Annotated in this window: 19 protein-coding genes; 5 read left to right on the forward strand and 14 right to left on the reverse strand. The window is 43.3% G+C overall.

The window, feature by feature from the left end:
* Positions 1-7: 7 nt before the first annotated feature.
* The 3 genes from thrC to H6G05_RS12555 all read right to left on the reverse strand — a co-directional run bounded on the left by thrC (position 8) and on the right by H6G05_RS12555 (position 2597).
* On the reverse strand, positions 8-1108 hold the full coding sequence (gene thrC / locus H6G05_RS12545; protein WP_190578499.1) for a threonine synthase: 1101 nt from the start codon (positions 1106-1108) through the stop codon (positions 8-10).
* A 261-nt stretch (positions 1109-1369) separates the two neighbouring features.
* Complete coding sequence (locus tag H6G05_RS12550) at positions 1370-1780, reverse strand: (2Fe-2S) ferredoxin domain-containing protein (protein WP_190578500.1); 411 nt, start codon at positions 1778-1780, stop codon at positions 1370-1372.
* Positions 1755-2597: an Npun_R2479 family HD domain-containing metalloprotein gene (locus H6G05_RS12555; protein ID WP_190578501.1), complete on the reverse strand. Its 843-nt coding sequence runs from the start codon at positions 2595-2597 to the stop codon at positions 1755-1757. The genes H6G05_RS12550 and H6G05_RS12555 overlap by 26 nt, the downstream gene beginning before the upstream one ends.
* 566 nt (positions 2598-3163) lie before the next feature.
* Here H6G05_RS12555 and H6G05_RS12560 point away from each other — a divergent pair.
* From H6G05_RS12560 to cobM, 3 genes are all read left to right on the forward strand, one after another.
* Complete coding sequence (locus tag H6G05_RS12560) at positions 3164-3736, forward strand: hypothetical protein (RefSeq protein WP_190578502.1); 573 nt, start codon at positions 3164-3166, stop codon at positions 3734-3736.
* Positions 3737-4093: 357 nt separating this feature from the next.
* Positions 4094-5128 (forward strand): cobalt-precorrin-5B (C(1))-methyltransferase CbiD, encoded by a 1035-nt coding sequence (gene cbiD / locus H6G05_RS12565; protein ID WP_190578503.1) that lies wholly within the window; start codon positions 4094-4096, stop codon positions 5126-5128.
* Between the two features lie 58 nt (positions 5129-5186).
* Positions 5187-5945 (forward strand): precorrin-4 C(11)-methyltransferase, encoded by a 759-nt coding sequence (cobM, locus tag H6G05_RS12570; RefSeq protein WP_190578504.1) that lies wholly within the window; start codon positions 5187-5189, stop codon positions 5943-5945.
* Between the two features lie 103 nt (positions 5946-6048).
* On the opposite strand, the gene pyrR is transcribed toward cobM, so the two are convergent.
* Both pyrR and trxA read right to left on the reverse strand, forming a co-directional pair.
* Positions 6049-6642 (reverse strand): bifunctional pyr operon transcriptional regulator/uracil phosphoribosyltransferase PyrR, encoded by a 594-nt coding sequence (gene pyrR, locus H6G05_RS12575; protein WP_322096359.1) that lies wholly within the window; start codon positions 6640-6642, stop codon positions 6049-6051.
* 346 nt (positions 6643-6988) lie between these two features.
* A complete protein-coding gene (gene trxA / locus H6G05_RS12580) occupies positions 6989-7318 on the reverse strand; it encodes a thioredoxin (RefSeq protein ID WP_190578505.1) in 330 nt (109 codons plus the stop codon).
* Between the two features lie 585 nt (positions 7319-7903).
* Between trxA and H6G05_RS12585 the strand changes: the two genes are divergently transcribed.
* Positions 7904-9334 (forward strand): AmpG family muropeptide MFS transporter, encoded by a 1431-nt coding sequence (locus H6G05_RS12585; protein WP_190578506.1) that lies wholly within the window; start codon positions 7904-7906, stop codon positions 9332-9334.
* Between the two features lie 229 nt (positions 9335-9563).
* Here the strand turns inward: H6G05_RS12585 and H6G05_RS12590 are convergent, their stop codons facing one another.
* From H6G05_RS12590 to H6G05_RS12610, 5 genes are all read right to left on the reverse strand, one after another.
* The gene (locus tag H6G05_RS12590) at positions 9564-10349 is read right to left on the reverse strand and encodes a DUF3120 domain-containing protein (protein WP_190578507.1); all 786 of its coding nucleotides are present in this window, start codon (positions 10347-10349) and stop codon (positions 9564-9566) included.
* A 75-nt stretch (positions 10350-10424) separates the two neighbouring features.
* The gene (locus H6G05_RS12595; RefSeq protein WP_190578508.1) at positions 10425-11105 is read right to left on the reverse strand and encodes a Uma2 family endonuclease; all 681 of its coding nucleotides are present in this window, start codon (positions 11103-11105) and stop codon (positions 10425-10427) included.
* A 25-nt stretch (positions 11106-11130) separates the two neighbouring features.
* Entirely contained in the window at positions 11131-11706 is a 576-nt protein-coding gene (locus H6G05_RS12600; protein ID WP_190578509.1) for a Uma2 family endonuclease, read from the reverse strand.
* Positions 11707-12027: 321 nt separating this feature from the next.
* Positions 12028-13860: an SUMF1/EgtB/PvdO family nonheme iron enzyme gene (locus tag H6G05_RS12605; protein WP_190578510.1), complete on the reverse strand. Its 1833-nt coding sequence runs from the start codon at positions 13858-13860 to the stop codon at positions 12028-12030.
* Positions 13853-14212, reverse strand: a complete 360-nt coding sequence (locus H6G05_RS12610) for a Pepco domain-containing protein (protein ID WP_190578511.1) — start codon at positions 14210-14212, stop codon at positions 13853-13855. The genes H6G05_RS12605 and H6G05_RS12610 overlap by 8 nt, the downstream gene beginning before the upstream one ends.
* 32 nt (positions 14213-14244) lie before the next feature.
* Here H6G05_RS12610 and H6G05_RS12615 point away from each other — a divergent pair, with 32 nt between their 5' ends.
* Positions 14245-14406, forward strand: a complete 162-nt coding sequence (locus H6G05_RS12615; RefSeq protein WP_190578512.1) for a hypothetical protein — start codon at positions 14245-14247, stop codon at positions 14404-14406.
* Between the two features lie 159 nt (positions 14407-14565).
* Here the strand turns inward: H6G05_RS12615 and H6G05_RS12620 are convergent, their stop codons facing one another.
* The 4 genes from H6G05_RS12620 to H6G05_RS12630 form a co-directional block, all read right to left on the reverse strand.
* The gene (locus H6G05_RS12620; protein WP_190578513.1) at positions 14566-15879 is read right to left on the reverse strand and encodes a dihydrolipoamide acetyltransferase family protein; all 1314 of its coding nucleotides are present in this window, start codon (positions 15877-15879) and stop codon (positions 14566-14568) included.
* Positions 15880-15888: 9 nt separating this feature from the next.
* Positions 15889-16017: a hypothetical protein gene (locus tag H6G05_RS25635; RefSeq protein ID WP_277874762.1), complete on the reverse strand. Its 129-nt coding sequence runs from the start codon at positions 16015-16017 to the stop codon at positions 15889-15891.
* A 157-nt stretch (positions 16018-16174) separates the two neighbouring features.
* Positions 16175-17785: a hypothetical protein gene (locus H6G05_RS25370; RefSeq protein ID WP_242025468.1), complete on the reverse strand. Its 1611-nt coding sequence runs from the start codon at positions 17783-17785 to the stop codon at positions 16175-16177.
* A gap of 134 nt (positions 17786-17919) precedes the next feature.
* Positions 17920-19863 (reverse strand): PAS domain S-box protein, encoded by a 1944-nt coding sequence (locus tag H6G05_RS12630; RefSeq protein WP_190578514.1) that lies wholly within the window; start codon positions 19861-19863, stop codon positions 17920-17922.
* Between the last annotated feature and the right edge of the window lie 80 nt (positions 19864-19943).

Consider the following 19943-nt stretch of genomic DNA (forward strand, 5'->3'; position numbering starts at 1 on the left):
TCTTTTTTTAAAAGCCCATTACCTTTGCGACGCTGGTAATGTCTGGAGCGATGCCTTTATGTAACTTGGACTCGGCACAAGCGATCGCGGTATCAGGGTCTTTAATACCATTGCCTGTGAGTACACAGACAATCGTTGCACCAGAGGGAATCTGATCGCTGACTTTTAGTAGTCCCGCTACCGAAGCCGCACTAGCAGGCTCACAGAAAACGCCCTCTTCTCCAGCGAGGAACTTGTAAGCTGAGAGAATTTCGACATCTGTGACACTATGGAAAGCGCCACCACTTTCTTCGCGAACCTTGAGCGCTTTCGCCCAGTTCGCAGGATTGCCAATTCTGATGGCAGTAGCGATTGTTTCAGGTTTGTCAAAAACTTGCCCTGTGACTAGAGGCGCAGAACCTGCGGCTTGAAATCCCATCATGCGGGGTAATTTCTTTGCCTTGCCAGACGCATAGTATTGCGAGAAGCCCATCCAGTAGGCGGTAATATTACCCGCGTTACCCATGGGAATACAGAGCCAATCTGGAGCATCGCCGATCGCTTCGACTAATTCAAAGGCGGCAGTTTTTTGACCTTCCAGACGATAGGGATTGACAGAATTAACTAGAGTAATCGGGAATTTCTCAGACATTTCCCGCACAATTTCGAGAGCTTGGTCAAAGTTGCCATCGATCGCAATGACTTCAGCACCATAGATTAAAGCTTGGCTTAACTTACCGAGCGCAATCTTGCCATCGGGAATTAATACAAAAGCTTTGAGTCCACCCCGTTTCGCATAGGCTGCTGCTGCTGCCGAGGTGTTACCTGTACTCGCGCAGATTACCGCCGCCGAGCCAGCTTCCTTAGCTTTAGAAATCGCCATCGTCATACCGCGATCCTTAAAGCTGCCAGTGGGGTTGAGTCCATCGTACTTGAGCAGGACTTTGATATTACGCCCTAGTCTCTCACTGAGAGCGAGCGCGGGAATTAGCGGTGTATTGCCTTCATGCAAAGTTACGATCGGCGTTTGGTCAGTAACTGGCAAATAATCCGCATAGCGACATATCAGTCCGGGCCAACCATTAGGAGCTGTAGAGGCAGGGTAAAGATCGAGACGAGTATCAATCACGCTTTCTTATATAAAATGCTTATAAACTATCAAACCTAGTTTAGCCTGATACCAATTTCAAAATCCAGACTGGGTTTGAGTTGTACTGGCAAACGAGTATAAGCTTATATATTACTGCAAATAGTTAAAGCAATCGCCAAAATATACAGGGCATAAGTACTTATACCGAATAAATTACCGAAACCCGTAAGGTTGCGCCCCTGCGAGGCGCAACCTTACGGGTTTCGGTTTGTAATGGAAAACTGAAACTATTCAGTTTGGTCAGCTAAAATAACGATTTAGTATGCTTTCAACCTGAGATGGCTTGACATACCTATGACGATCTTTATTAGGCATAATCATTAAATTAGGCGCTTGGTGACATAGCTTTTGACATCCTGTTTTTTGAATTTGGATGCGATCGCTCCAGCCGCGATCGCGCAATTCCTGCTCCAAACGCTGATATACCTCTTTACCGCCCTGTAGCCAACAGTCCGATTTTTGACAGATCAAAATACTAGATGCTCTATTCTTTTTTTTCTTAACCACAGTGTAAGTACAGCCTATTGAGGCTTTTAGTAATACAGATAAATTTTGGGAAGCGGCGCGGAGCGCCACTTCCCAAAATTTATCTGGGGTTTGAGGATACTTCACGTCCTCCCTTTGTTTATGGCTGATATTCTGGCTTTTCATGTTCAACTACAAACACATTGGAATAGAGATGAGCCACAATCTCTTGCCCTTGCTGTGTCAGCGACAAATAGTACAAAGCATCTTTGACAAATGGGTATACGCTTGTCCAATAGAACTTAGGATAGTTTCGGCGTAAATCCCCTGGGTGGGCATATCCAAGGGCTGCATTTACACCAGTTTCTTCAAATTCATAGAATAAAGCACCTATTTTCTTGAGATAACGCGGATCACTCAGTTGTCCAATCAAATCAGCGGAGCGTACTAGTCCTGCAAAATGCGTTGTATCTTGATGGTCACCAGTTTTAGGTACAGGAAATCGCGTTAGTTCAATATTGCGGCAAATTTTCTCAGCTTTAATCAAAGAGTGATTGGCAAAGCGCTGATTTACAAATAGTTTAGCGCGATCGACATGATATGGCGTTAGCCCTGCATCCGAGGCTCCTGCGGGTAACTCCACCATCGCATCACCAATTCCCGTAGCAAACTTACCATTACCATCCTGAAGGCAAACACCTTTGACATAGCCAATATCATGACAAACAAGAGAAATGATGTAATGCAACCAATCCTCAGGCGAGACTCGTCCTTCACGAATATGTTTACCGCGTAAAATTTCTTGCCCCACTAAGGTTACTAAGATCGTATGTTCGACATTATGGTAGAGCGCATCGCTATTGGCGATATTTTCCAGAGCCATGTTGCCAGCCCAGCCTATGATATCTTCATAATCATGTAGATAGCCACCATAGGTACGGCGATATCCTAGCTTTAGTTGATCAACAAAGTTACCTATTAGGAGTTCAGTTGCATTAAACATAAATCTTTATGTACCTATGTAAAGCCAAAATCTAATCTAAATGATAAGCCCAACTCTTCTTTTTGGTGCGATCATCAATAAAATTCTTAGAAGTTACACCCATAGCAACCAAAGGTTTCCTTGGGACATAAACCCCAAAATACAAGTAGCGCCGCTACTTGTATTTTGGGGTTTGAAATGATCCATCAAGAGATTTTTGGAAAGTGTTACTTTGCAATACTTTCCAAAAATCTCTTGGTTGGCGTGTGAGCGCAAAGTGTTGTAAGAACAAGCAAAATCTAAATCTAAATATGAGATGACTATCAGCAATTCTGATTATGAAACCGATTTTGGTGTTTCCAGCGCCTTCGGCGCTGGAAACACCAAAATCGGTTTTTTGAAAGCCCGCCAACGGCGGGCTTTCAAAAAACCGATTTTTATAATTAGAATTGCTGGATGACTATGCTTGGCTTTGCCATTTTACTTTTTAGGTTTAAGGATTTTAAGTTGAAGCAAAAAGTACTATATGTGCAATATGGTTAAGGTAGTATTATTGGACTGATGAATCTTAATCCTAAATATTAAATATGCTTAAACACTTTGCTGGTCGTTTGTTACTGCCTGTATCCATCGCATTGGCAGTAGCTTCATGTCAGCAGCCTAGTGCTACAACAACATCTCCTTCGCCGTCAGTGGCAGCTTCAGCTTCTCCTACCACCAGCCCCTCCGAATCTCCAAAAGCCGATGCGTCCCCAAAAGCCGACGCATCACCCAAAGCCGATGCGTCTCCTAAAGCCGATGCGTCTCCTAAAGCCGATGCATCACCAAAGGCTGACGCATCAACCACATCAGACGCACCTTCCTCTGGTAAGACTAAAGATATTGATGCTTTAGTCAAAGAAAATGCTGAATACAAGGAAATGTATGATGCAACTAATGGCATTAAATACATCGGGTTAGTCGAAACAGAAACCTGCAAGGCTTTGGATCAAGGCGTGCCTTTCCCCACTCTAATTGATGCTCTCGAAAAGGAATTTGACAAGCAAGGTAGTTCCATGCCCGCAGATAAACTCACGAAGTTGAAAGAGTATACAGGTTTTGTTGTTGGCGCTAGTGTGGTTATTTCTTGTCCTCAACACAAGGATAAGATTAAGTCTTAATTTTTTAAGTTAACTGCAAAAAAGAGAGACAGTGCTAGGTGCTGTCTCTCTTTTTTTGAGCGCTAAGTAGTTAATTACAAACCAAAACCCGTAACGTTGCTCCCCTGCGGGGAGCAACGTTACGGGTTTTGTAATTTATTTTGCAAGTGTGGCAACACTTTTATAGCTATAGCCACCTGTATCAGGACAAATCAAAACCCAAATAGTGTGAGGCGGCGCTTTGCGCCGCCTCACACTATTTGGGTTTTATGTCCTAAAAAGAATGACGACAGCTATATAAATTAAAAACCAAACCCAGTCAGGGTTTTAAAAACACTAAATGGCGTAGCCATTTAGTGTTTTGGTATAATTGCACTTATGAAATCTGGTTATACTCTGCCTGTATTTGCGATCGCTGCTGCTAAAGCCGCCATCCTTGCCATACTCAAAAAAGACTCAGCTTCTATCGAACTTAATCTATTGGAATCTGGTTTAGGGATCATAGAAATTTCTCAAAGTGCAATTATTGATGAGAATATAGCCATTGCGATCGCCATTAGCAATCCAGGGGATAACCTTGATCTGACCGCAGGAACACCTGTCTGGGCATGGGTAAAGTTAGAATCTTTAGGTGCAGAACGCATAATTTTAGAAGCTGGAGAGGGTTTGGGAAGAACCGCTAGTGGAGAGCCAGCTATCTATCAATTAGCGAGAAACTTAGCAGAAGTGAATCTCTTGCAGTTAATTCCCAATCATCTAACAGCAAGAATTAGATTTATATTACCAGAAGGTAGAAATTTAGCTAAACGTACCTCCAATGCCGCTTTTGGCATTTTAGAAGGTCTATCATTACTAGGAACTTCTGCAATATCAAAGCCGCTCTCCGTAGAAGATAAACTAGCAGAATTTCGTGCAGATTTACAAGCTAAAGCGGTCAATTCTCATCAGATAGCTTTTTATATCGGTGCTAATGGCTATCAAGTTGCTCAAAATTTAGGATTTCAACCTTCACAATTAGTGCAGACAGCCAATTGGGTAGGTGCAATGTTAGTGGAAGCGGCTCTCTTAGGGGTAACTGAGCTTACTCTCGTTGGCTATCATGGCAAATTATTAAAACTTGCTGGTGGAATTTTTAATACTTCTAGTCACTTAGCTGATGCCCGAATTGATATCTTAGTTCGCGCCGCCGTGCATGAGCAGTTACCATTTGCCCTCATTCAAGAAATAGAAAGTCTACCCACTGCCGAAGCTGTGCATAAATTATTAGTTGAGCATGACTGCGATCGCCAAATATTCCAATATCTCACCGCTCAAATTACGCAACGTGCCACAGCCTATATTCAGAAATATACGGATCGCCAGATTGAGATTAAAACAATATTGTGCGATCGCTTAGGGCAGTTAGTTGTTTAAGATAAGTGTTTGTTTCCCGCCGAAGGCGGGAAACAAACACTTATCTTAGGGTTTTGTAATGCAACCAGTTTATATTGTCGGTGCGGGGCCAGGAGATCCTGAGCTGATTACAGTTAAGGGGCGAAATCTACTTACCAAAGCCGATGTGGTCGTTTATGCCAATTCCCTTATTCCTGACTCAATGCTGCAATTTTGCCGCACCGATGCGGAGATTATTCCAACCGCAAGCAAATCCCTAGAAGAGATTTTGGAAATTATGATCGATAGGGTGCGATCGCAAAAATTAGTAGTTCGTCTACATGATGGTGATCCTAGTTTGTACGGTGCAATTCAGGAGCAAATGATCGCCCTCAGTGAAGCGGAAATTCCCTTTGAGATAATTCCGGGGGTAAGTGCCTTCCAATTAGCTGCGGCACGTTTACAGGTAGAACTAACGGTTCCTGAACTCGTACAGACGATTATTCTCACGCGCATTAGTGGACGGACTCAAGTTCCTGAACGCGAAGAACTATCAAGCCTTGCATCGCACCAAGCCTCTCTATGTCTCTATCTCAGTGCTCATCATGTGGAGAACGCTCAAGCTAAATTAATGGAACATTATCCAGCCGATACGACTGTAGCTATTTGTTATCGCTTAGGTTGGGAAGATGAAAAGATTTTGACGGTTCCTCTTGCAGATATGGCTTCAGTTACTCAAAAAGAGAATTTAACTAGAACAACTCTATTTGTGATTAGCCCTGCTTTAAACCATGTAAATAAGATTACAAAAGGGCGATCGCAGTTATATAGCTCGCATTACAAGCGCCTTTTTCGTTAAAGGTTGGTAAGTACTTAAAACCCAGATAGCCAAATCGCCTGCTTAGCGGGCGATTTGGCTATCTGGGTTTTGTTTATTTGCTATAACTATGCCGAGCTACTTACTAACCGATTGGTTTAATTAACTCAACGCCATCACGACCATCCCCTGCGGCGCTCAAAAATACTTTGACCTGCTCATCCTTAGAAGTTGGCAAAGTCCGTCCTACATAATCAGGATGGATGGGTAACTCACGATGACCGCGATCGATCAGAGCTAATAACCTCACAACCTTGGGACGACCGTAATCATGGATTGCGCTCAGGGCTGCTCCAATTGTTCTTCCGCTATAAATAACATCATCGACTAAAACAATCGTTTTGCCATTGAGATCAAAGGGAATCTCAGTTTTGCTAGGTGTTCGCAGTCCAATCTTGTCGAGATCGTCCCGATAAAAAGTAATATCTAATGCGCCTGTAGGCACTAAGACCCCTTCAAGGGTATGAATCTGCTTAGCGATCGCCACACTTAGTGGCACACCACGAGTATAAACACCGAGCAAGACCACATTAGAGAGATCACCGCTAGCTTCGACAATTTGCGAAGCCAGACGATTGATCGTGCGGCGTAACTCGTCCTCAGATAAAATTTCGACAATCTTGGATTGTGACACTACTAGTTTCAGTAAATTAGTTGGTAGTTCTGTAATTATAGCTATCAACACTTATATTAGGACAACTCCAAACCTAGGAGGCAAATGGCGGCGCTTCGCGCCGCCATTTGCCTCCTAGGTTTGTTTCCTAAGAAAACTGGCGACAGCAGCTATAGATATAGAGATATAGCGCTTTGAGATTATCTCTCCAAAACAAAGGCGTTAATATACTTGACACACCGTGTAAATTTTCACCACCCTCAGTCCCCCCTTGGGAAGGGGGGAAGTCTAAGTTCTCCCCCTTGGGAAGGGGGAGTTAGAGGGGGTTTTAGAGATTTGGTGCGTCAAGTATATTAATGCCAAAGCAAAAGGGGCGCTAAGCGCCCCTTTTGCTTTGGAGAAGGAAAAATCTTTAGCTATCTAAATGCTTTTCGATTGTCGTCGATAGTGTTGTCTTAGGGACAGCACCGACAACCACATCCACACGCTGACCACCCTTAAATAACATGAGCGTGGGAATACTGCGAATGCCATATTGTCCAGCTACTCTAGGATTCTCATCGGTATTAAGCTTGAAAACTTTAATTTTGCCCTCATATTGTGTGGCAACTTCTTCCACTACAGGTGCAACCATACGGCAAGGTCCACACCAAGGGGCCCAAAAATCTACTAGAACAGGGATGTCACTTTTAAGTACGTCCTGCTCAAAGCTAGCATCTGTGACGGCGATCGCTGATGACATGCTTTGCTAACTCCCTAAATACTAAAAACTTTTAATTTCAAAAATTATGTGTAGGTAGTATAACAGCTAGAATCACATATTTGCTAAAAACCAGAATTGTTAAGCAACACACTCAACCATTGAGTTAACTCTTCGCAGCGATTGCCAATTTTTAATTACGCGCAATAGCTTTGCAAGTGTTACAAAGCAATATTATGAGACCAATTTTGGGGTTGGCTGCGCCTTCGGCGCAGCCAACCCCAAAATTGGTTATATAGTCAAAAAGTAAGAAAATATTTTTGCTGCTAATGCGTATAAGCTCAGGCGACACCAAAATTGGTTATATAGTCAAAAAGTAAGAAAATATTTTTGCTGCTAATGCGTATAAGCTCAGGCGACACCAAAATTTGCCTTTTATAGGCAAAAAATAAGAAAATATTTTTGCTGCTAATACGTATAAGCTCAGGCGATACCAAAATTTGCCTCTTATAGGCAAAAAATAAGAAACCGCCTTTGCTGCTCATAAGCTCAGGCGGAATGTGGTGTGAGGAGTGAACGGAAACTTTCGTCTCCGCTTACATATATATTGTAGTCTAATCCGCAAGTATGAATACGATCGCCCAATTTTTTCGAGTTTTTCAGAGTCGCAAAATGGCGGCGCTTTTATCACTAGGATTTGTGTCAGGGCTACCCTATGCTCTCACCGATGATGCATTTCGGGCATGGCTTACTACGGCTAAGTTTGACCTCAGTACAATCGGTTGGCTGGGCTTAGTTTCACTACCCTATTCGCTCAAATTTCTATGGTCGCCATTAATTGATCGGTTTGTACCACCTTTTTTAGGGCGGCGTAGGGGGTGGATTTTACTAACACAGGGCGGTTTAATTATTGCTATTTTGGCGATCGCCTTACAAATGTTTACAATTGACCAGCTTGATTTGGCTAGTCGTAATGCTGCTTTACCAATGTTGGCGATCGCGGCGTTGATGCTTGCTTTTCTCAGTGCCACTCAAGATATTGCGATCGATGCTTATCGGACTGATGTATTAGCAGTTCAGGAAGTGGGTGCAGGGATTGGCATTTGGGTAATGGGATATCGAATTGCGTTGCTATTTGCAGGCTTTGTGGGTTTTAATTTAGCAACTCGATTAAGTTGGAAGTCGCCGCTTTCACAGTTTCTATTTAATAACGGATTTACTGGTTTAAGCCTGAGTAAATTTGGCTGGGCTTGGGTCTATGTGTTGCTAGCGATCGTGATGAGCTTTGGAATAATTGCTACGATCCTTGCCCCTGAACCACCAGAGGCTCATGCTCGTCCTGCAACTTTAGATGAAGCTGTAGTTAAGCCTTTTCAAGAGTTTTTTCAACGATTGGGGCTGTGGAAAGTTTTATTAATTCTCGTATTCACGATCTTCTATCGGTTTAGTGATGCGATGGTGGGGAAAATGGCTGTTCCTTTTTTAAAAACCCTGTTTGATGATGGCACGATTGGCACAGTGCGGCAGGGTATTGGACTGGTTGCTACAATTGTCGGAACCTTGACTGGGGGAGCTATTCTGAGCAAAATTGGGGTCAATCGATCGCTATGGGTTTTCGGAATCCTACAGGCGGTTAGCAATATCGGCTATTACGCAATTTCTGTAGTAGGCAAAAATGATTATGTTTTACTTGCTGCGATTAATGTCGAGAATTTTTGTGGTGGACTAGGAACCGCAGGTTTCTTAGGATTTCTGATGGTGTTATGCAATCCCAGTTTTTCGGCAACTCAATTTGCCTTGCTATCGAGTCTATTTGCGGTTGGACGCGATCTATTAGCTTCTCCATTTTCAGGAGAATCAGCCCAGTTTATTCAGCGCAACATGCCCTCATGGACAGCAATTAATCAAAACCTTTGGCTAGCTGGCAGTGATGGCAAGGGTTGGGCGTTATTTTTCTTGTTTACCTTGGTATTAGCTCTTCCAGGGATGCTATTTTTGCCATTTTTCGCACCTTGGAATGGAGAATTTAAAAAAGTAGATTCCTTACCAATTGATTGAAGTTATTGCTTTACAACAATTCCAATCAAAAACCAAATAAATAAAGGCGGCACGAAGTGCCGCCTTTATTTATTTTTTTCACCCGATCGCGTGAGGTGGAAAGAGAACTTACTCAAGTAATCTACTTATCAATGAAGCCTTAAACTGACTGCACCCAGCGCACCAACGCTGGGTTTTTATTTGGCAAAAAATATTGGGATAAAAAAGGAGTCGCTTAGCGACTCCTTTTTTATCCCAATATGGCAACACTAAAAAATAGCAAATCCACAAAAATCGTACCTAGCACTGCACCACCAAAAGCCCAGTAACCCAGATCGGGCGATCGCATGGCTCGATTACCAGTAATCAAGAGTAATGCTGCTAAAGCACAAGCCCAAGTCATTCCCCAAGGTGTTTCTACTAGAGCTAAAGCACTTTTTAGAATTGGTTGAGCAAGGCTGATATTGGCTTCAACTTGCATCAAAGCTTTCCAATTTGGAAAAAGATTTGCGATGTAGAAATAGAAATCGGTAATCGCAGTTCCTAACAATGAGCCAATATAGAACCACCCGCCAACTCGGTAAGCATCTTGACGAGTTGCCCAGATTGCCCAAGGTAGAGCCAAAGCTTCAACAGGCACATGATAGGCTGGCTCCCAACGTAACCAGCCCCAATAGAGGGAGCCACATAACCAAGTGAGGCTAAAACCCCAGATCAAGCTGCCCCATGTTTTAGTTTTTGGGTCTGCTTGAAGATGCTTGGCGATCGCTAGCCAACCGACAGTACAAATCATGCTCAACCAAGGGGCATAGCGCACAAGGGGAGCTTCAAAAAAGACAGGTACGGATACTAAAAATAGAGCCGCAAACCAAACTCGCCAATGCTGCACTAAGGAAGCGAGGGAAAGTAAGTATTGCGATAAGTATTGGGGAAACGCAGACGGAACATTTGCAGTTAAGGGTAAAGCCTGAACTGTTGATGTAGAACGTGCTAAGGTGCGCTCCTCTAGTTCAACCTTGTCAGGATTTAAAAACAAAGTATCTTAAAAAGTTATATTAATTTTTATTACTTAATATACTAACAGGCTTTTTTAACCAAGCTAGCTTAGCCTCTAGCTTTTTTTAAGATTGTCGCTTACCCATTGCCGAAATTCCTTGAGGGTTTGGCGATCGCCTAGTTCAAATCGCTTCTGCACAAACTCTACTACCACTGCCGCAGGTAAGTTAGGAAAAGACAAGCTATGTTCTATTTTGCGATATTCGCCATTCTCTAAGCCTAGAAAATCTAAGTTATAGCCGTTGTAGATCCAAATTTCAGCGACTTGAAGTTGTGCATAGATCGGTAAACGGCGATCGCTAGGGTTAGTAATATCGACTTCTAACACTAGATCTGGTGGCGGATCTTGTCCCATCGTAATTACTGCTTGGTTACGAATTGCTGGCTCATTTTGAATGTAATAGCAAGAATCGGGTTCTGCGCCAATCTTGAGTTCAGGAATCCGCATCAATAATGAGCCGCATTTACATAAATCTATCTCTAGCTCATCGGACAGTACCCGAATTAAATCATCAATAAACCGATTGCTGCGCTCATGTAGCGCCATTGGCGACATAATTTCTAAGTTTCCATTGATGTAATGAAATAATGTGCTGCGGCGATCGCCTATATCTTCCAGCAATTGCTCAAAGGTTTGCCAACTGATGTTTTCGAGCCAGATCCTTTGTTCGGCAATAGGTCGAGATTGCTCAGTGTGAGTTGTTGTTATTTCAAGAGGCTTAGGAATGGCAATCATGACGACTCACCTCGAAAATTCGATGTTAAAAATCTAGGGTTCTAAATAAATCACTGAGAGCAACCTTGAAATTAGGAATTACGTCTTCGCCATCCAAAATGTCATCACCACGCAGTAGGCGATCGGGTTGGGGGCTATGGTAGACCAGTACAAATTTTTCATCGGGATGGATGATCCATAGCAATCGCGTTCCACTTGCAAAATATTCTTCAACCTTGGTATGAATTTCTTCAAAGGTATTTCCGGGGGAAATAATTTCCACAACTAAATCTGGCGCACCGTCAAAAAATCCTTGTGGCAAACGTTTTAGCCCCGTTAGACGTTCTTTGCTTACAAAGGAAATATCAGGTGATCGCTTGTTACCACCTTTCATTTTAAAAGCAGTACTTGAGTCGCAGGTAACACCAAGACGGTGTTGTCTGACAAAAATTTCGATTAAGCCGCCGAGGAATATGCCGATATTCCCATGCTCCATGCCAGAGTTACCCAAAGTTACCAACTCCCCATCAATAATTTCATAGCGATCACCGCGATCGGGCAGAGCCATAAACTCTTCATCAGTCCAAATTTTAGCTTTAGCTTGTTCTGTAGCGATCGTCATGACTTTATTTTCGGCTAATGCGTGACTTCACTAAGTAGGTCATCAAAGGAAACCTGTAAATGCAGAGATCCCCGACTTTTTTTGTGAATTTGCAGATTACCTTTGCTAGCTTAGAAAAAGTCGGGGATCTTAATCTATGCTTTTTGAATCTTCTCGTGCCTAGCTAATTAATTTAATACTAGCGCAAGCTTAAAGATGTTCTGCCCAAAATCCCCCAATTCAAAAAAATTTGATCGCCTGACGGCGAAGGAGGGATAAAGAAGGGTAAAGAAATACGAAGAAGTGCAAAGGGCTGAGGCAAAAGAACAGAGAAGGGAGTCATCACCGCAAAGAAAAAGAGCACACAACCCGAAAACCGTAGGAGTTGCACTGATTACGCGCGTTGTCGTAACTACGACACGCAGACCGACAATACTGAGCATTGCCGTACCACGAACCACCACGCAGCAGCTTCAAAGTTTCGGGCGCTTCATAATTCTTAATACCATACATCCAAATAGATGCATCGGTTGGCGCTCCTTCGTAATTACCATGCCAATCATCGGCGCACCATTCCCACACATTGCCATGCATATCGTATAGACCAAAGGCATTGGCTGGAAAACAGCCGACATCTGTTGTTTGTTTTCTATATTCACCTTTAGGCGCGTCACCATAAGGATTGTTGCCATCATAGTTAACCAATTTAGGCGTAATTGTCTCGCCAAAATGAAAAGGCGTTGTCGTTCCCGCACGACAGGCATATTCCCATTCTGCTTCACTCGGTAGTCTGTATTCGCGTCCTGAATGCTTAGATAGACGCGCACAAAACTCTCTAGCCTCTAGCCACGATACTTTCTCCACAGGACGGCGATCGCCTTTGAAACCTGAAGGATCGGGATTGAGTTCTGTTTTTACTTGCGGTAATGCTGCCACTTGTCGCCATTGCACCTGTGTGACTTGGTACTTACCCATAAAAAAAGCAGGAACATTGACTCGATGCTGCGGACGTTCGCTATATCCACTATCCTTCTCAGTTTCGGGCGCTCCCATCATAAAGCTCCCCGCAGGAATCGACACCATCTCTAGAGTTACACCTTTACCTAGGGTTTCAGAAATATATTGAGCCTGTCTCTTTTCCCTTTTAACTTCCTTACCCTTCGCATCAACGCTTACCACCTCAAACTCAAAGGTCGGTAATGCAGCTGATTTACTTGGTGACGGTGATTGATTCGATGATTGCGATTTATTTGGCGGTGGTGGCTGTCCCCAAATTCTTTTTAGAGCCTTTAGAGCTTGATTATCCGCAGGTGAAACCGCTAAAACCCTTGTCCAGATTTGCTCGGCTAGCTGCAAATCTCTCTCTAGCTCAGCCTCCTGAGCATCCATTTTCAACGCATCAATATCCCGAAGCGTCGCCTGTTTCGGTAACAGAATTAAATGATATTTCGTTGCTGGCTCCACGATCGCATAGGGAGTCTGGCGAGGCTTTTTATACTGTTGATTGATTTCCGCAACCCGATAGCGCAACCTCTGGTACAGCCGTTCCACAGTCGCACAATTCCCCTCACCTTGCAGCCGCAAAGACTCTAACAACGCATAGGTAAACGCCCCCTGTTGCAGTGACTCAATTTCATAGGATCTTTCCGCAGGACTACAAGAGGCAAAGGTAATCACCCCAGCCTGATGTTCTTCACCAATGCCTAATCCCTTTGTACTTAAGCGATCGCGACAAGCATCCTGCACAATCACCACATTGTCCGCACCACAAAGTCGCAACCGCTCAGTTACATAACTCAAAGGAATCGCAGTCCTCTCGACTAACCTCTCACTAGCACTACTATCTGTCAGCATCAAATAATCGCGTTCAGAATGACGCAACCCATGCCCGCTAAAAAAGAACCATAAATTATCACCCGCTTCTAGAAATCGTTTCTTAAAGCGATTCTCCAAAAAGCGGAGCAGCGTCGCGTAGGTTGGTTGCGACGGATAGGGCTTACTCATATCAGCGATCGGCGGCGAGTTATCGGTAAACAGATAAACATGATCCTTCTCAAACCCCGCCTCATCCACAAACCAATCCCGCATCTTTTCGGCATCTCGCACCGCAAAACTCAGAGATGGCAGATTGTGATATTCATTTATGCCGATGCAAATCGCCCAATTCTTAGCCATCTTTTCGTGTGAACTTGAGTTTGACCGCACCCTTAGCCGACGCATCGCCACCGAAGCCTAACAAGCTTACCTTGCCACTACCACTGATTTCTATAGATAGCTCGATTTCCTCCAGTTGCAGCTTCGACTTTGAGCTTTCCGCTCGATCAAAAGACTCTTCCACCACCTCGATAAATTCACCAATATTTTGCTTGAGATCTTCAGCGCTAATATGCGATCGCTTACGACCACTGCGATCGTCACTCGGTAAATCACCATAGTCTGCACCAATATCTACCCCACCTTTACCCTCCTCAACCTCTATAGTTTCATCTGTAATAATCCAAATGCCTTTAGGAGTGGTTTGAGTCATAGTTTTACGTTCTGAAATGTGGCTTACCGAAAATGATTAATGCCAATATACAAAAAATAAAAGCATATAAAGCGATCGCCACAGAAAAATATCACCAATTACCCGTAGGGGTAGAGCATTTGCGCCAATATTTCATGCTTTCCACCCATTATCTCGAAACGCAAAAGCTCTACCCTCTTCGCTTTCACCAATAAATTGTCCCTGCGTTGCGAGTTTAGGGCAAAGCATTCCCAAATTAAAACAATCTCAAAATTTGTGAGTTGCTGCAGGAATGCTTTGCCCCTACATAGAGATCATCTGAAGCGCGAATAATTTCTGACAATAACGGTTTTTTTAATAAACAGCCAGAAATATTACAAGGTCAAAGATTGAGGATTGGTTTCAATCAACTTGGCTAGATCTTGTAAGAACTGCGCTGCATGAGCGCCATAGATCACACGGTGATCAGCAGTGAGATTGACTTGCATTTGACTAGCAACCTTGATTGCACCATCCTTAGTTGCCACAACCTGAGGACGAGAACCACCGATCGCTAAAATTGCGCCAGTACCAGGAGGCAAAATCGCATCAAAGCGATCAACGCCAAACATACCCAAGTTGGAAATCGTGAATGTGCCAGAGTTATATTCTTCGGGTTGCAATTGCTTAGCACGGGCGCGATCAACCAAACCTTTCCAATTGCGAGAGAGCGTATACAAATCGGTTTGATCGGCATTTTGCAACACAGGGGTAATCAAGCCACCGTCATCCATCGCCACAGCCACAGCAACATTGATATTGCTCTTATACTCGATACCGCGATCGCTGAGGCTGGCATTTACTAGAGGATGTTTTTGCAAAGTTACGGCAACAGCCTTAGCCAAAAGTGCGGTCATGGTCACACCCTTAGACTTAACTTGCTTATAGAGAACATCCAGAGCATCAGTAGTAATTGTGTAGCCCACACGGAATGTAGGCACTGAGAGGCTCTGATTCATGTTATTGATGACTGCCTTTTGCAAAGTCGTTAAGGACTGAGCAGTTCCGAGCGCAACAGGAGTAGCCGCTTTAGCGATCGCAGGGGCAACAGCTTTTGCAGGAGCAGATGAGGCTTGAGCCACAGGAGCAGGCGCAGGTGTAAAAGCAGGACTTAAAAATGCTTCCACGTCAGCAGCAGTAACTCGTCCATTGGGACCAGTACCCGAAACCTTAGCTAAATCAATACCATTATCCTTAGCAATGCGCTTAGCTCTAGGCGATACAATCTGGCGACCTGATGGTGCGGCGGGTGCAGATTTGCGAGGAGAGGATACAACCACATCAGGGATTGAAGCGACGGATGCAGTTGTGGGCGCAGAAACTAGCTTAGCAAGTGGCTCTTCAGATTCTTTGGGTGCAGCTTCATCACTTTTCTTAGCTGCCTTTTTCTTGGCTTCTGCGATTTCTTCTTTGGTTTCAGCAACATAGGCGATCGCTGAACCAACAGGAGCAGATTCGCCTGCGGGAGTGAGAATTACACCGAGATAACCTTCGTAGAAGGTTTCGACATCCATATCAGCTTTGTCAGACTCTACAATCACGACAGTTTCGCCTTTTTCCACCTTGTCACCTGGTGATTTCACCCAAGAGGTGATTTTGCCTTCGGTCATGGTGGAGCTAAGCGCGGGCATGAAAATTTCGTAAATCATAGGGAATTTTTAAAAATCGATTGCACAACTAACAAAGTCAACGGCTGTCAACGGCTGGGTCGCTAAGCCATCATAAATCTTAACTTGTTTTTGCGATCGCTTGTAGCAATTCTCATTAAGTACTTGTGCAAAATACATCAGCAAAACCCGTAAAGTTACGCCCCTGCGGGGCGCAACTTTACGGGTTTTGCTTTGTAATTAACCATGCCAGCTACTTAATTAATGGCTTCACCGTAAATTCAAGAGCCAGATTTTTGATGGTGCGGATTCACAGCACCATCAAAAATATGTTTTTTTATTCATTCATTTCTCGATAAATTGTGGCGGTAGCAGGTGAAGCTTGGGTTAGATATTGGAAAATCCAGAATTTAAATAGTCCATCCAAAAACACAGGGACAATAGCAATAAAGGTTTGTGCCAAAATTTTATTTTCAGGTAATCCAAAATGGTCAAATAGAACTGTCAATAAAGCGTCCCATCCTTCGCTAGAGTGGAACCCTACAAAGGTATCAGTAGAAATAATAATTAAAAAAGCTTTGGCATTGTCGTTGAGACTGTATAAAATTTCATCAAGAAACTCTTTAATAGTTGTTAGCTCTTTGCGCCCTGAAAGTAGAAAAAGATAGAAAACAAAAGCAGCCGTAATATCAGCTAGTAAGTTCTTGATACCATCAAGGCTGGCATCATTGTACCTTTTTAAAATTTTGACTGATTCTTGCTGAATTAAAGCTTCAACGCTTTCATTCTCATTCTCTTTGTTTGATAGACCTTCAACATTTTCATCTAACTTCTTTTCAGGGGTCGCTGTTTCTGATTTAGATGCCTCAGATTTACTAGGCTCAGATTTATGTAGTGCTTCTGATTTAGATGTTTCAGATGTCGGAGCTTCTATTTTTTCTGTTTTTTGTTTGGTGTGAGCCTGCTCCAACATAATTGATTTGATCATGTGATCAAACTCAATCCTTTCCTTAGCCAATCGCAGCGCGTTAAAAGCCTTTTCCTCGATCGCTGGGCTAAATTTGACAGTCATATTGTTGGAGTCAATAAAGCTATTAATCATCGGACTAAAGATGAGTGCTTTCGACAAAAAATGTACGGCGATTACTGAAATTACTAAAATTACAATGTAACGTAAAGCTTGATTAATGCGTTGGCGTGACTGTCTTAATTCTTCAACAATATCTTTCTCATAATCAGTATATGAGCCACTAAGATTACGTTTGACTCGATCAAAAGCTTTGAAAAATGATCCAGGTAAGATACTTTTTTCTACAGATGTTACTTGCTGAGGAGTTCGTCTATAGTTTTTAGATCTATTTCCACTCTTAAAGAGTTGAAACTTTTCATCAGTTTCAGTTTCTATAACTTCTTCCAAGTCCTTTCTACTGTCTGAAGCATTAGTAGTAGCTGAAGGCTTGATAGAAACATCAATAGTCTGATCGCTTGCTCGGTTATATCTTTGGAGAGTGTAATCAATAAACGCAAGTTTCTGGTAAATAGAAAATCTACGGCTATTACCACCTAGTTGATTTGCGGATAGTTGTCCATTACCAACGGGATCATTGTCCTGATTGTTGGGAGCGTATTTAGCGATCGCTATATTGGCTTGATTGCTAGAGCTTTGAGTCTGTAAGTAGGGCAGTGAGGCGCTTACTTTATAAAAACTTAGCCTTGCATTGATCGTTCTGAGATATTTCTGAAGCTGAATCTCAAAGACGCTAAATACACTGCTCCCAAAGCTGCCATCGTTAGCAATTTTATTGCCTTTGAAGGTTTCTTCCTCAATCCGTTTGATGTTGACAGCCGCTTCAAAAGCCTCGTCAATTGCTCGCTCAGGTGTATTTTTGACCCAAGAGAAAATATTTTGTAAGGGTGAGGCGTTATTGTCTGAAGAGTTGGATTTCATGGGGGGGCGATCGCTATAATGCCTAGGATAAACAAAAACTAAATCGTAGAAGGTATACTTCGCACCACTTCAGGATTTTAGAGGTAAGTATGGGCGGCGCTTCGCGCCGCCCATACTTACCTCTAGATCACTATTTACACAGGAATTTCGATTCTAAACTCAGTTCCTTGACCAACTTTGGAAAAGCATTGCAATCTGCCTTGATGTTTCTCTACCACAATTTGATAACTAATGGATAGCCCCAAGCCTGTACCTTTGCCTACAGGCTTAGTGGTAAAAAAAGGATCAAAGAGCTTGTTGACAATATCTTCAGAAATACCACGACCATTATCGATAATGCTGATCATTACCATGGATTGCTGATGATCAGGTGTAGGCTGCTTAAACTCGGTAATGATGGAGATTTCACTGGCGACATGCTGAGAAGCCTCTGCGGCATGATCGCGATCGGTGACACTCTCATCGATCGCATCGATCGCATTGCTTAAAATATTCATAAATACTTGATTGAGTTGTCCTGCATAAGCCTGAACAACTGGAATATTGCCATAACGCTTCGTTAAGTTAATTGCAGGGCGCTCGCCATAGGCTTTAAAGCGGTTTTGCAAAATTAAAAGCGTGCTATCAAGCCCTTCATGGATATTAAAGGGCTTTAGCCCTTCTTGATCTGTACGTGAAAAATTTCGTAAGGATAAAACGATTTGGCGAATGCGCTCAGCCCCGATTTTCATTGATGTCAGCATTTTGGGCAGATCCTCTTGGAGAAAGTCCAGATCGATCTCATCGAGAAAATTGGTGATTTCAGGGATTGGCTCTGGATAATTTTTTTGATAAAGGGCGATCGCCTCTAATAAATTCTGGACAAATCGGTTGGTGTGATTGAGATTGCCATAGATAAAGTTCACAGGATTATTAATTTCATGGGCCACACCTGCGACGAGTTGCCCAAGGCTGGACATTTTTTCGGTCTGGATCAGTTGACTTTGAGTTTTCTGCAAATCAGCAAGAGCTTTTTCGATCAGCAGGGCTTGGGCTTGGGCATTGGCGGCATTGGCTTGGGCGCTGTCAAAGAGTTCAGCCTGATCGATCGCGATCGCTAATTGGTTAGCAACAGCTTGGAGTAGCTCAACTTCATCCGCATCCCAAGGGCGACTACCTTGACAATGCGCCGCCACAATCACTCCTAATTTTTGCGATCGGGTTTTGATCGGCACAAGTAACTGCGAAGTAAATCCTTTGTCGGCGAGCAGCATCCGACTGGGGTTATCCAGTTCGGCATTGGTATAAATTGATTGGATCTGAATAATTTCTTGGTTAAGTAAGCGCCGACCAAATTTCGGCAATTGCGTCAGCGGATAACTAGTAGCCGCATTCAGAAAGTTATGACTAGCCGCAAAATGCACGAGTTCAAATTCTGGTGGATTGGTAGCAGGAACATGCCAAAAGAAATTACACAGATCGATCAGCAATAAATCCTGTACTTCATTGACAGCCGTAGCAAGGATCGTATCGAGATCAAGGGAATTGCGAATCTGACTAGCAAGGCGACGGTTTAGCATCTCCTCACGTCTAACTAGCTCTTTATAACTTTGGCGCGATCGCTCTAGCTCTCGTTCGGCGCGACGGCGTTCCCACTGCTCCTTTTTGCGCTCGCTAACGTCATGAGCCACAATCACAATATTTTGGACATTCCCCTGCTCATCACGCATCACACTGCCCGATGATTCTAAAATCCGCCAAGTGCCATCCTTATGTTGCATTCGATATTCTAAAACCTTGCCCACACCTGTTTTCAAGGTTTCTTCAGCAGCTTCTAGAACTTGCACTTGATCATCAGGATGAATCTTGTCGTAAGCCCATGTACCTTTTAATTCTGAAGAGGTATAGCCCAGAACTCTTTCATAGGAAGGGCTATTGTAAATGCGATAGCCTTGGGCATCGATCACCGCAATTAAGTCGGCAACATTTTCCATGATCGATCTAAATAGGCGATCATTTTTAAGGGCTGACATGTCTGATTCGTCAGACTCATACTTTAGTTTATGCGCTGCGGCTTGATCGATACTTGCGTCCGTCATGGTGAGTTTTTAAAGTTAGGACTGCATGAAATCAGATTAAGTTTGCCTAACAGTGCAACCAAATGCAATAGCATTTTTTA

This window comes from Phormidium tenue FACHB-1050, from assembly GCF_014696925.1.
Taxonomy (GTDB): Bacteria; Cyanobacteriota; Cyanobacteriia; order Pseudanabaenales; family Pseudanabaenaceae; genus Pseudanabaena.